Raw genomic sequence first — 13772 nt, forward strand, 5'->3', positions numbered from 1 at the left:
AATATTAAAAATTGAAATGAAAAAATATCTTTTATTGTTTATCATCACATTCTTTGTGATGTCTTGTTCAAAAAAAGTAGAAGTAAAAGGAAAAATTACTGGAAGCTCACCATTAGAAAGAATTGAATTTGTAGAAGCTTCAGGAGTAGGAACCCTGCCTTTGATTAATATAGGTCTTGATAAAGACGGAAACTTTTCAGGAAATTTTGACGCTCCTAAAGATGGAATGTACGTAATCAATTACGCTGGCAGACAAAGCCTGATCTATCTTGAAGGTGGACAAAAAGTAAATATCTCAGGAAACGGAGCAACTTTCCCAAATGAATATGTGATTACCGGGGATGCTAAAAAGAATAATGACTTCCTTACGGCAAGTATGAAGTTCTTGGCAGAATATGGAGGTAAAGTTAATTTACCTGTATTAATGGGTGGAGATGAAGCTGCATTTTTGAAAGGTATGCATAAAATTGAAGCAGATATTAATAAAAACGTAGATGACCTTGCAAAGAAAAATAATCCAAGCAAAGGATTATTGGAATGGAAGAAAAACGATGTGAAAGTAACCATTCTTAACTTGCTTGCGAACTATGAAATGTCTCACGGTCCAATGTCTGGAAATCCTTCTTTCAAAGCGTCTAAAGCTTTCAAAGATTACGAAACTCAGCTGGAAACAGACAAAGATGGAATGGTAAAAACGATTCCTCTTTACAGACAATATCTTCTTGTAAAAATGACTCCGGATTTCCAGAAGTATGCTGAAGCAAACAGCAAAGGAAAAACAGGGATTACAACTTCTGAGATGTTCGCTCAGTATTTGAAAACAAAAAAAGATTTATCTCAAACTGCAAAAGATTATCTTCTTGCATTTGTAATGGCGCAGGCTGATATTCATCCAACAACTCCGGCTGCCAATATTGACAAGATTAAAAAGATCATCGATTCAGATATTAAAGATGCTACCATTAAAAGTGATCTTTTAAAAATGCAGGTAGCTATTACAGGACTTAAAATCGGAGAAGCAGCTCCTGAAGCATCATTAGCAAAACAAGATGGTAAATCATACCAGCTTTCTGAAAACAAAGGAAAACCTTATATGTTATTCTTCTATGCTTCATGGAATCCTTACATCAGCGAAGCTACAGTACCTGTATTAAAAGAAGTGGTAAACTTTTATAAGTCTAAAATGAATTTTGTATTTGTAAACGTAGACGATACAAAAGATCAATTTATTAAGACAAGCAACTCTTTATTAAAAGGTATTCAGGGAGTGAATGTTTATGGAGAAGGAGGATTGAACTCTGACATCGCTAAGAAATATGGAGTATACGGGTTTAAGTTACCTTGCTTTGTGATTATTGATAAAGATGGTAAAATTGCCAGCAGATCTTTTGTAAACCTTGGTGAGCAGGAATTAGTGACTATTTTGGATAAACAAACAGGTCTTTCAGCACCGAAGGTAGATCCAGCGCAAATGCAGCCACAATTACAGCTTGATCCATCTGCAATGCAGCAAGCACCACAGCCAGCAAATCCACAGCCGGCTCCAACAAAATAATAAACTTTAACACAGTATAGAAACCTTATCTTCGGATAAGGTTTTTTTTATTGTATTTTTGCAAACTGGAACGTAAAAGTTTCAATTAGGAAAATAGAAAATTTTAGAATGAGTAGGAAGAAAAAAAGAGATCTAACTCTTGAAAATATAAAATTGTTGACTGCCGGAGCAAAAGGAGTGGCAATAGGAAAAACAGAGGAGGGTAAAACCGTAATGGTAACAGGCGCAATTCCAGGAGATATTGTGAATGTGAGAGTGAAAAAAGCGAAGTCTAAATATTATGAAGGCGAAGCGATTGAAATACTTGAAAAATCCCCATACAGAGTTGAACCTAAATGTATCCACTTTGGTACTTGCGGAGGATGCAAGTGGCAGAATATGAGCTATGAAAAACAGCTTGATTTTAAACAGGAAGAAGTCTATAATAATATTAAAAGAATCGGAGGGATTGATGAGTTTGAAACTGTGCCAATTCTTGGATCTGAAGAACAGTATTTTTATAGAAATAAAATGGAGTTTTCCTTTTCCAATGCAAGATGGCTTACTCAGTACGAAATCAGTTCTGAAGAAAATTTCGGGAGCAAAGATGCTTTAGGTTTTCATATTCCCGGAATGTGGAGCAAAATTCTTGATTTGAAAGAATGTTTCCTTCAGGAAGATCCTTCTAATGCTATTAGATTGGCTGTAAAAGAATATGGCGTTAATACTGGCCTGGATTTCTTTGATGTAAGAAATCAGGAAGGATTCTTAAGAACCTTAATGATGAGACAGAATTCTCATGGAGAATGGATGGTTCTTTTCCAGCTTTACAGAGAAGAAAAAGAAAACAGAGAAAAACTTTTTGAGTTCTTATTAGAAAAATTCCCACAGATTAAAACATTGGTATATGCCATCAATCCTAAACAGAATGACTCTATCTATGATTTAAATATCAACGTATATTTCGGAGAAGGGTATCTTATGGAAGAGATGGACGGGCTGAAGTTTAAGATTGGACCGAAATCATTCTTCCAGACCAATTACAAACAGGCGTTGGAGCTATACAGAAAAACTCTGGAGTTTGCAGATCTGAAAGGTGATGAAGTTGTGTATGATCTTTATACAGGGACAGGAACCATCGCACAATATGTAGCAAGAAATGCAAAACAGGTAATCGGAATAGAATCTGTACAGGAAGCAATAGATGCGGCAATAGAACATGCTGCTTTGAACGGTTTAACAAATACAACATTCTATTGTGGAGATATGAAAGATATCTTTAATGATGAATTCATGGCTAACCATCCTAAAGCAGATGTATTAATCACAGATCCACCAAGAGATGGAATGCATCAGAAGGTTGTAGAACAGATTCTTAAGCTTTCGCCGGAAAAAGTAGTTTATGTAAGCTGTAACTCTGCTACACAGGCAAGAGATCTTGCTTTAATGAAAGAACATTATACTTTAGTAAAGATCTTACCGGTAGATATGTTCCCACAAACACACCATGTTGAGAACATTGCATTACTGATTAAAAAATAAATTTATTTAAATTTGAATTTCAAATCTTAATATGAAGTATTTTAAATTTCTCATAGCGATCTGCTTTTTAGGAATGCTTGTTTCCTGTGGAGGCGACGATGATATTTGTGAAAGCGGAGAAGGAACTCCAAGAATGAAGGTGGCCTTCAGAGACATTGATAGTGGAAAAGAGACGACTCTGGATTCACTTTATGTCGCAGTAGACTATGGTGCCGGAAAGGTAGATCTGGGAGTAGCTGTAAAGACTGATTCCAGGTTAATTCCTCTACGGGTAGACAGTTCACCTTATACAGACGTTTATTTTAAACTTACGAAAAAGGGCACGGAATCTAAAGTAAGAATTAAATATACTACAAAGTCAACATATGTCTCTCCCGGATGCGGAATCAAAAAGTATTACGAGAATTTAACTTCAGAATTAGTAACTCCGGATCCAGTTCAGAAAGTGGAGGCCGGACAAAATCAAATAGAGAATGAAGACAAGACTAATCTTTACCTTTCTTTTTAGTTTATTTGGAATAATAAGCTGGGCCCAAGACAAAAAAAAGGAAGCAGAGAAGAAGGTTCAGGAAAAATATGAACCTAATTTTATGGTTGGCCTTGATGTATTGAATACCGGAGCCGGATTTTTTTCAGATAGAAAACTGTATCAGGGATTTATTTCCTCCAAGATCAAAGGAAATGTTCATGCTATTGCAGAAGCCGGTTTTGAGAAAAACGTATATCAGAAAAATGGCTATGATGCTAAGGCAAGCGGTCCTTTCGTTAAGTTAGGAGCTTTCTATATGCTGGCAAAAGATGCAGAAAATGAATTTAACGGATTTTATGCTGGTGGAAAAGTTGCTGGATCTTTCTATAATCAGGAATATATGGCGATTCCCGTTCGTGGATTTGGAGGAAGTAATTCTTCTGAAGCATTTCCTTCATCCTCACAGTCTTCTTTTTGGTTGGAAGGAACTATTGGAGGTAGAGTACAGTTATTCAGTTCCAATTTTTATATAGATGTAAATCTCCAGCCAAGATATATGGTATATACTTCTAAACAGGATGACATCACTCCAATGATTGTTCCTGGTTTTGGAAAAAGTTCTTCAAAGTTTAATATGGGATTTGCATGGAATATAGCTTATAAATTCTAGAAATGATAGCTCTTACCGATTAAAATAAAAAAACACAACCTTTAGAATATTCTAAAGGTTGTGTTTTTTTTAATGAATGCTATTTATAATTTCTATAAATGATTATCCTTGACTTTTACAATATATATAATATAAAATCAATCTTGTTTTTTGATTTATATTTTTTTTAATGAATGTGTTTTTTAGGTGTATAATATTAAAAAATATTAAGTTATTTTATTTGTGTGAGTTATAAAATGGCTATATTTGGCGGAAATTATAATTGTGTTTTAATTTATGAAAAGAGTATTTACTGCTTTAATGTTTACTTGTATAGGAGGGGCAGTGTTCGGCCAATGGACACCAACTTCTCTTAAAAAAGGAGACGACAACAAAAGAAGTACAGGATTTAGAGTAGATCAATCTAATGTAAGAAGTAACGGGTACTATAAACTGGACCTGAACTTACTGAGATCTCAGCTGAAGAATGCACAGGAAATGGGAGCAAATTCCACTCCTGTAGTAATTTCTCTTCCTACGATGAGCGGGAAGATTGAAAGGTTTAATGTATATAGTTTTCCAGTAGTTGTAAAAGAACTGGCAGACAAGTATGAATTAGGATCTTATGTTGGAACAAGTGTCGATGACCCTACCAAATACTTAAGATTCAGTATCGCTCCTAATGATTTTCAGTCAATGATCATCCATGGAGATAAATATGAATTTATTGATCCTGCTTCAACAGACAAAACAGTGTATGCTGTTCATCCTAAGACAAAAAAGGAAAAGAACGGTTTCTTGTGTTCTACAGAAGAATCTCCTGCTGCTAAGAAGGAAATAGATGCTTTATTAAAAAATGGACAGTCGTTCACTAATCAGCCAACAACTTTTAATAAAAGTTCTGATAAGAAATATAGAACAATGAGACTGGCAATGTCTGTTACGGGTGAGTATACGCAATACTTTATGGGACTTGCTGGTGTACCTGCTACTGCTACGGATGATCAGAAAAGAGCTCCTGCTCTTGTTGCGATCAACAATACTCTAACCAGAGTAAATGGAGTTTTTGAGAAAGACTTTGCATTGCATTTGAATTTACAAAACTTTCCCAATGTAATTTATATTGATCCTGCTACAGATCCATATGCCGCTGCTGCAACCGGAGCACAAGGCGCATGGAATGCACAGCTGCAAACAGCTTTGACAAATAATGTAGGAAATACTAACTATGATATCGGACACTTATTCGGTAAATCTGGAGGTGGAGGAAACGCCGGATGTATCGGATGTGTATGTATTAATCCTACAACTTCAGTTCCTAAAGGAAAAGGTTCAGGATTTACTTCTCCTGCGAATGGAATTCCATCAGGGGATAGCTTCGATATTGACTATGTAGCCCATGAGATGGGTCACCAGTTAGGAGCTAACCATACTTTCTCTCATAATCTTGAAGGAAGCGGGGTAAATATGGAGCCAGGTTCAGGAACTACCATTATGGGATATGCAGGTATTACTGGTCCTGATACAGATGTTCAGCAAAACTCTGATCCTTATTTCCATAAAGCAAGTATCGGTCAGGTACAAGCTAACTTAATTGCAAAAACATGTGACGTAGAAACTACAATTACCAATAACCCACCGGTAATTACTGACCTGCCAACATATACTATACCAAAAGGTACTGCTTTTGCCTTGACGGGTAGTGCTACAGATCCTGAAAATGACCCAATGACATATTCTTGGGAAGAGGTAGATGATGCTTTAGTTTCCATTGATAAATATAACTTAGGAAATACAACATCAGGAGCCTCATTCAGATCTGCTGCTCCAAACGCAAGCCCAACAAGATACTTCCCGAAATTTACGTCTGTAATGAATGGAGTATTAAATAACGCAAACAATACTTGGGAAGCTGTATCTACTACGGCAAGAACTACAAATTTTGCATTAACTGTAAGAGATAATAATTCCAATGTAGCTGAACAGCAATCTGCTTTTAAAGTTCAGACTATCGTTGTAGGAGATAATGGTCCTTTCAGATTAGCTAACCAATATGCTGATGTGAATACTCCAACTCCGGTTCAATGGATTGTTGCCAATACTAATGCAGCTCCTTATAATGTTGCTAATGTAAAAATTGATTATACTACAGATAACGGAACAACCTGGACGGTATTATCAGCATCAACACCTAATGACGGATCTGAAAACTTTACTTTCCCTTCTTCATTGAACGGTCAGACTATTAAAGTAAGAGTTTCTTCAATAGGAAATGTTTTCTATGCAGTAGGACCTGTAAGTATTGCACCCCTATCTGCTTGTAGCAGTGCTGCACCAACTAACGTTGTTGTAAGCAACATTACGGTGTCTTCAGGAAGTGTATCTTGGATGTCTTATACAGGCGCAACTTATAAAGTACGTTACAGAAAAGTAGGTACAACTGTATGGACTGAAGCTGATACAGCAGTTCCTTCAATCAACCTAAGTAATTTAATTGATGGTACAACGTATGAAGTTCAGGTAGCTTTAGTTTGTGGTACTACAGTAGGAACATATTCTGCATCTGTAAACTTCAGTACACCTGCACTTGCTTACTGCGCAGCTGCTTCAACAAGTTCAGACTATGAGTACATTGCCAATGTGACACTTGCGAATGTAAATAATACTTCGGCAAATAGTACATATACAAACTATGCAACAAATACAGCACTTCAAGTTAACCTTGTAAAAGGAACTACTTATCCTATTTCTGTTACCGTAGGAAACTCCGGTAGTGCTGATTATGATACGGTAGCTGCATTTATAGACTTTAACAAGGATGGTGTTTTCAGTGATTCAGAAAGAGTATTGAATTATCCTGTAACATTAACGCAGCCATCAACTGTAGTAAGCGGAAACGTTACAATTCCAGCGAATGCAGTAGAAGGACAGCCGTTAAGAATGAGAGTTGTAGCATTCTATGTAGGTGCTGGAACTGGAGGTGGTAACATTGGTTTATCATTACCTTCAGATTATGTTTGTGGAGAACTTTTCGATGGTGAGGTTGAAGATTATAACGTAGTTATTACAGGTAATCTTGCTACTTCTGAAAGTGCTGTTAAAAATAATGGTATTCAGATTTATCCAAACCCTGCAACTGATGTTCTAAACATTACTAAAGTTTCAGATAAAGCAACTTATAAAATCTATAGTGCTGCCGGACAATTAGTCGATAGAGGAAATATTAATAATGGAAAGGTTAATGTTTCAGCTTTAGTTAAAGGTGGTTACATTATTACAATAGATGATAAAGGAATTGAACAATTCAAATCTAAATTTATCAAAAAATAAAGATAACCTTTAAATATTAGTAAATCCCCGGGAACTCCCGGGGATTTCTTTATTTAGAGCATAAGTGATGAATTTGTTATTTTTTTATAAAAAAAACATAAATGCACTTATAAATTAATAATAAAAAATGATTAGATTTGTGTGATTAATATTATAATGAAAACATTATGAAGAAATTCTTTACCTCTTTAATTCTGTTTCTCTGTTTGATTTGTACAGGCTTTGTATCCAAAGTCTCGGCTCAGGCAGGACAGATCGGGACAGGAACGGGTACCTCTGTGTATCTCCCCATACGTTCCTACTATGGGTATAGTTATTCCCAGCAGATCTATACGGCTGCGGAACTTACGACTGCCATTGGTACGTCGAACTATATCACAGCTATAAAGTTTTATTCCACTACTGTTGCAACCTCTCAGGCTGTATATAAGGATTGGGTGGTATACATGGGAAATACTACCCAGGCTGCCTTTACATCCAATACAAACTGGGTGCCGCTAAGTTCTCTGACTCAGGTGTATGCCGGAGATTTACCTAACTTAACGAATGGAAACTGGGTAACGCTTCAATTAGCTACACCATTTTTATGGAATGGAACAGACAATCTTGTGGTTGCTGTAAATGAAAAAACTCCAGGTTACGCATCTTCACCAGGTACCGCTTGGGGATCTTATAATGCAGGGGCAAACCGAGGTATCATCTATTATGAAGATGGAACGAACCCGGATCCTGCTGCACCTCCTTCTGCAAAAGACAGACTTGCAGATATTCCAAGAATCCAGCTGGAAAGTCACCAGTTGCCAGCGTGTTCAGCAGCACCGCCTACTAATATTACAGTTTCAAACCTTACAACAACTTCAGCTAACGTAGCTTGGTATCTTTCTGCAGGAGCTACTTATGTTGTAAGATACAGACCTGTATCAGGTGGAGCCTGGACAACGATTAACGTTACAACTCCTTTGATTGGGAATCAGCTGATTACCGGATTAACTGAGCAAACTCAATATGAAGTTCAGGTAGCAACTGTCTGTGGAGGCTCTCAGGGAGCATTCTCTTCCAGCGTAAACTTTACAACACCGGCTCTTACATATTGTGCTTCTGGTGCTACTAGTACATTTATTGACGGATATATCAATCAGGTTTCTGTTAATGCACAAGGAGCTCCATCAATGAACAGTAACTCTGATCAAAGTGGTTATACAGATTACAGTACAGATCCTACGAGAGTAGTTACTTTAGTAAGAGGTGGTACTGCTACAGTTTCTGTTTCAAAAACTTGGCCGGGGTATCAATATAGCTTCTTAACGGGAGTTTGGATTGACTTTAACCGTAATGGTGTTTTTGAAGCAAATGAAAGAGTACTTACTTCACCAAGTAATACAACAACTCCAGTTACAGCTACATTTACAGTACCAAATGCTGCAGGTGGTGTTTACACTGGAAACCTGACTACAAAAATGCGTGTTGTATTAAACGAATACAGCCCTATTAACGCTTGTGGAACATACTCTTATGGTGAAACTGAAGACTATGCAGTAAAATTTATAGATTTATCACCTTGTACTACAGCACCACCATCTAATATCACAGTAAATAGCATAACTCCTTCTTCAGCTAATGTTACTTGGACATCAGCTACAGGAGCTACTTATATAGTAAGATACAGAGTTTCTCCTTCTGGTGCTTGGCAGCAGATTGCTGTAAATACCCCATTAATCAGTAATCAAATGCTTACCGGATTACTGGAGCAGACTACCTATGAAGTACAGGTTGCTACTGTTTGTGGAGGAACAACAGGTGCATTCTCACCAAGTGTTACCTTTACAACACCAGCTCTTACTTATTGTACAGCAGGTCCTACAAGTAATACTGCTACAAGCGGATATATTAATAATGTAACTGTTACTCCTACGAATACTCCTATTATGTTGAGTAATTCCGGATCTGACAATTATAAAGATTATACAACAGATGCTACAAGAGTAGTGATCTTTGAAAGAGGTTCAGCAAATAATAAAATTTCTGTAAACAAATACTGGCCAGGTTCTCCTACATCTTATGGAGTTTCAGCATGGGTAGATTTTAACAGAAACGGAACATTTGAAACCAGTGAAAGAATTCTTAATACTACCTATAACACAACTACCCCTGTAACGGCTACTTTCGCAGTACCTACGGTGGCAAGTGGTAACGTATATACAGGAACTCTTCCTACCCGTATGCGTGTAGTAATGAGATATTTTGATAATGCTAATCCTTGTGGTACATTCAGCCAGGGAGAAGTAGAAGATTATGCAGTGAAATTTGTAGATGCTCAGCCTTGTTCAACAGCTGCTCCAACAAATATTACAGTGAATAATATTGGCGCTACTACAGCAACGGTATCATGGGTTGCTACTGCGGGTGCTACATATAATATAAGATGGAGAGTTGCTCCAAGTGGAGCTTGGCAAACAGCTACAGTTCCTGCTGGTCAGAACTTCTATGGAATTACTGGTCTTACAGAGCAAACCAATTATGAAGTTCAGGTTTCTACAACTTGTAACGGTTCCACAGGTTCTTACTCATCATCAGTAGCATTTACAACACCTCCATTGTCTTACTGTCCAATGACAGGTACCGGAACGAATGACCATATCTCGAATGTAACAGTTACCTCTTCGAATCTTGGAGTTCCACCAATGAATAATACTTCAGTACAGACAAACTATACAAGCTATACTACAGCTGAAACTCTTGTTACTTTAGATGTAAATTCTCAAAATAACAAAATCTCTGTTGCAAAAGGTTGGACAGGCGCAACAGGTAACGATGCTGTAACAGCTTGGATTGACTTTGATAGAAACGGACAGTTTACAGATGCCGAGAGAATTTTAATTTCTCCAGCTAATACAACGACTCCGGTTACAGCTACTTTTGCTGTTCCTTCAACTGCTTACACTGGACCATTGACAACTACTATGAGAGTTGTACTGAAACGTACAAGTGCTCCTACCATGTGTCAGAATGCAGTAGATGGAGAAGTGGAAGACTATAGAGTAAGAATCAGACCTTGTAGCAATGCAACTCCTAATGCACCAACATTTACAACAACGCATACAACAGCTACTGTTACCATCACTGGAGCAGGAGTGAGCTATGTGGTGAGATACAGAGTTCAGGGAACAACAGCTTGGACGCAAGTATATGCTTCAGCACAATTGGGGAACCTTCCGTTAGTAATTAGCGGATTGACACCAGCTACTACTTATGAAGTGGAGGTAGCAGCAATTTGTGGAGATATCGTTGGAACAGCAACTCCAATCAAGACATTCACTACAAGATGTGATCCTACTCCTCCAAATGTAACAGTAAGTAACATAACTCCAACAACAGCATTAATTACGTGGTCTCCGCTTGCAGCAAGCTCTACGTATACAATGAGATGGAGAAAAGTAGGTACTACTACATGGGCTACTATAAGTTTACCAGCAGCTCCAGCCAATACTTATGTATTAGGAAGTGTAACTCCTCTAGAGCCATATACAACTTATGAAGTACAGATTGCTAACCAGTGTAATGGTGAAACAACGCTGAACCCATATTCAAACCCTAAAGTATTTACTACAGAAAGAATATGCCAGATTCCGCCTCCAGGATTAACAATTACTCAATTGCTTCCTACATCAGCGGCAATCCAGTGGGATTCGTTCCCGGGAGCAACGTATGTTCTTAGATATAGAAAAGTAGGTATTCCAAGCTGGACAGAAGTACCCTCATTAGTTAATAACCTTGTATTGACAGGTCTTACAGAATTAACGAAATATGAAATGCAGGTAGTGAATATCTGTAATGGTACGCCAGGAAACTATACTCCTCCTTACTACTTTACAACTCCTACAGTAATCTACTGTAAGATGAAAGCAGAAAACTCTACAGGAGAGCATATCTCTAAAGTTACTGTGAAGCCTACCGGTAAGAAAACAATGGAGAATGAATCCGGAGCATCTACTTATACAGATTATACAGGAGTTCCTAAAACATTCATTGAGATGATCCAGGGGTCAACTGACAATGAGATCATCATCGAGAAGAAATGGACAGGGAATACTTACAACGAAGGAATCGCAGTTTGGATTGACTTCAACAGAAACGGAGAGTTTGATATCAATGAAAGAGTATTTACTTCTTCACCAAATTCAAACAGCCCTGTTTCAGGAAAATTCAATGTACCTGCAGATGCTTTTGTAAGTATGACAGACTATAAGTATGTAGTGATGAGAGTAGCAATGTCTAGAGACGGTATCCCTGTAAACTGTGCTGACTTCAAAAACGGAGAAGTAGAGGATTATACAGTGAGAATCTCTAAACCGACTGTTGCTAATCCAATTGATCAGACAAGTGTTATGATTTATCCTAACCCGGTAAGCTCAGTATTGTTTGTGAAAAATGTTAGCAAGAGAGCTAAATATAAGATCTACAATGCTGCTGGGCAGGTAATTGCTGACGGTATCTTACTAAATAACCAGATCAATGTAAGCAGATTGATTAACGGTGTTTATGTTATTGATATCGACGATAACGGTAATACTACCCAAAAGAAATTTATCAAAGAATAAGTCATTTAAATTTCAAATAGAATAAGCCTCCAGAAATGGAGGCTTATTTTTTATTAAAATATCTTATTGGAATAATCCCTCAGAAATTATTTTTTGCAGAAAAAAACTCGTTAGAAAAGCTTCTAACGAGTTCTTATTTATTCAATATTGAAAACTACTTTTTCAGTCTGTTCTTTTAGTTCTTCCAGATTGGTATTATTGTAAATGATACAATCTGCCATTTTTATTTTATCCCTTTCAGGCATCTGTTTTTCCATGACAGCTTCTACCTCGCGATAGGTTTTGTTATCCCTGTCCATTACTCTTTTAATTCTGATATTATCCTCAGCAGTTACTAAAAGAGATTTATAACATTGTCTGTTAAGTTTCAATTCAAACAATAAAGCTGTTTCTTTAAAAACTAAATATTTGGTTTGTTTCTTAACCCAGTTTTCAAAATCAATTCTTACAGCGGGGTGGATGATCTCATTCAATTGCTGAAGCAGATCTCTGTTATTAAAAACTTGATCAGCCACAAATTTTCTGTCATATAACCCATTTTCATCATAAGATTCTTCGCCAAGAAGTTCCTTGATTTTTATTTTCAGTTCTTCACTCTCATTGACAATGGCTTTAGCTCTGTCATCGGAATAATAAACCGGGAAACCGAATTCCTCTATAAAGCGCGCTACTGTAGTTTTTCCAGAACCTATTCCTCCTGTTAAACCAATGATCTTGGGTGCTGGTTCCGGCTCTATCTGCTGTGTTTCTGAATGTAATTCTTCCATGATTAAAAATTAATATCCAAAAACATCATTAAAGCTAAACGTTTCATCAAGTCTCACCCCTTTTTCGGTCATTTTAAGGCTTGCAAGCTCGTTATGCGCATCATGCTCAAAGAACAATAAATACTCGTTGTCTACACACTGCTTCAGGAACTTTGCTTTCTCTTCCATTGTTAAAAGTGGTCTGGTATCATATCCCATCACATACACAGGGTTGATATGTCCTGCCGTAGGGATAAGGTCTGCAGCAAAAACAACAGTTTTTTCCTGGTATTGGATTACCGGAAGCATTTGTTTTTCTGTATGCCCGTCTACGAAAATAACATCCATTTTAAGATCTGGAGCAAAACCATAGTTTCCGGTAGTAGGAAGAGGTAAATAGTTAAGCTGGCCGCTTTCCTGCATTGGCATAATATTTTCCTTCAGGAAGCTTGCTTTTTCTCTTGCATTGGGTTCTGTTGCCCATTGCCAGTGATTTTCATTCGTCCAGAAGTTGGCATTTTTGAAGGCTGGTCTGTATCCGGTTCTGTCGTCATTCCATTCGATAGCACCACCACAGTGATCGAAGTGAAGGTGGGTAAGGAATACGTCCGTAATATCCTCCTTTATAAAGCCATATTTTTTAAGATTTTTATCAAGAGTATCATCTCCCCAAAGAGAGTAGTGACCGAAGAATTTATCATCCTGTTTGTTACCAAGACCGCAGTCTACGAGGATCAGTTTTTTTCCATCTTCAATAAGCAGAGAACGTGTTCCCAGCTCGATCAGGTTTTTTTCGTCTGCAGGGTTCGTTTTTTCCCACAGACTCTTCGGGACGACTCCGAACATAGCACCGCCGTCCAGTTTAAATTTTCCACATTGTATTGGATATAACTTCATATGTATA

At 37.3% G+C, this 13772-nt stretch carries 8 protein-coding genes; 6 read left to right on the top strand and 2 right to left on the bottom strand.

Annotation, left to right across the window (positions count from 1 at the left end; all coding sequences use genetic code 11):
• Positions 1-16 precede the first annotated feature (16 nt).
• From REB14_RS04945 to REB14_RS04970, 6 genes are all read left to right on the top strand, one after another.
• Positions 17-1555, top strand: coding sequence for a TlpA family protein disulfide reductase (locus tag REB14_RS04945; protein ID WP_309521652.1), 1539 nt, complete (start codon positions 17-19; stop codon positions 1553-1555).
• A gap of 108 nt (positions 1556-1663) precedes the next feature.
• Entirely contained in the window at positions 1664-3076 is a 1413-nt protein-coding gene (rlmD, locus tag REB14_RS04950) for a 23S rRNA (uracil(1939)-C(5))-methyltransferase RlmD (protein ID WP_079243302.1), read from the top strand.
• Positions 3077-3107: 31 nt separating this feature from the next.
• The gene (locus tag REB14_RS04955) at positions 3108-3584 is read left to right on the top strand and encodes a DUF6452 family protein (RefSeq protein WP_079243301.1); all 477 of its coding nucleotides are present in this window, start codon (positions 3108-3110) and stop codon (positions 3582-3584) included.
• Positions 3550-4215 carry a DUF6048 family protein gene (locus REB14_RS04960; RefSeq protein ID WP_079243300.1) on the top strand — a complete coding sequence of 222 codons (666 nt, stop codon included), beginning with the start codon at positions 3550-3552 and terminating at the stop codon, positions 4213-4215. The genes REB14_RS04955 and REB14_RS04960 overlap by 35 nt, the downstream gene beginning before the upstream one ends.
• Positions 4216-4491: 276 nt before the next feature.
• Entirely contained in the window at positions 4492-7524 is a 3033-nt protein-coding gene (locus REB14_RS04965) for a reprolysin-like metallopeptidase (RefSeq protein ID WP_079243299.1), read from the top strand.
• Positions 7525-7691: 167 nt separating this feature from the next.
• Complete coding sequence (locus REB14_RS04970; protein WP_079243298.1) at positions 7692-12122, top strand: GEVED domain-containing protein; 4431 nt, start codon at positions 7692-7694, stop codon at positions 12120-12122.
• Between the two features lie 137 nt (positions 12123-12259).
• On the opposite strand, the gene coaE is transcribed toward REB14_RS04970, so the two are convergent.
• Positions 12260-12889: a dephospho-CoA kinase gene (coaE, locus tag REB14_RS04975; RefSeq protein ID WP_309521653.1), complete on the bottom strand. Its 630-nt coding sequence runs from the start codon at positions 12887-12889 to the stop codon at positions 12260-12262.
• A gap of 9 nt (positions 12890-12898) precedes the next feature.
• The gene (locus REB14_RS04980) at positions 12899-13765 is read right to left on the bottom strand and encodes an MBL fold metallo-hydrolase (RefSeq protein WP_079243296.1); all 867 of its coding nucleotides are present in this window, start codon (positions 13763-13765) and stop codon (positions 12899-12901) included.
• Positions 13766-13772 lie beyond the last annotated feature (7 nt).

It is taken from the genome of Chryseobacterium metallicongregator (assembly GCF_031324065.1).
Classification (GTDB): domain Bacteria; phylum Bacteroidota; class Bacteroidia; order Flavobacteriales; family Weeksellaceae; genus Chryseobacterium; species Chryseobacterium metallicongregator.

Bases quoted from the DNA above. Each gene is read 5' to 3' on its own strand.
- REB14_RS04945 (WP_309521652.1), top strand. From the start codon at position 17: ATGAAAAAATATCTTTTATTGTTTATCATCACATTCTTTGTGATGTCT.
- rlmD (WP_079243302.1), top strand. From the start codon at position 1,664: ATGAGTAGGAAGAAAAAAAGAGATCTAACTCTTGAAAATATAAAATTG.
- REB14_RS04955 (WP_079243301.1), top strand. From the start codon at position 3,108: ATGAAGTATTTTAAATTTCTCATAGCGATCTGCTTTTTAGGAATGCTT.
- REB14_RS04960 (WP_079243300.1), top strand. From the start codon at position 3,550: ATGAAGACAAGACTAATCTTTACCTTTCTTTTTAGTTTATTTGGAATA.
- REB14_RS04965 (WP_079243299.1), top strand. From the start codon at position 4,492: ATGAAAAGAGTATTTACTGCTTTAATGTTTACTTGTATAGGAGGGGCA.
- REB14_RS04970 (WP_079243298.1), top strand. From the start codon at position 7,692: ATGAAGAAATTCTTTACCTCTTTAATTCTGTTTCTCTGTTTGATTTGT.
- coaE (WP_309521653.1), bottom strand. From the start codon at position 12,889: ATGGAAGAATTACATTCAGAAACACAGCAGATAGAGCCGGAACCAGCA.
- REB14_RS04980 (WP_079243296.1), bottom strand. From the start codon at position 13,765: ATGAAGTTATATCCAATACAATGTGGAAAATTTAAACTGGACGGCGGT.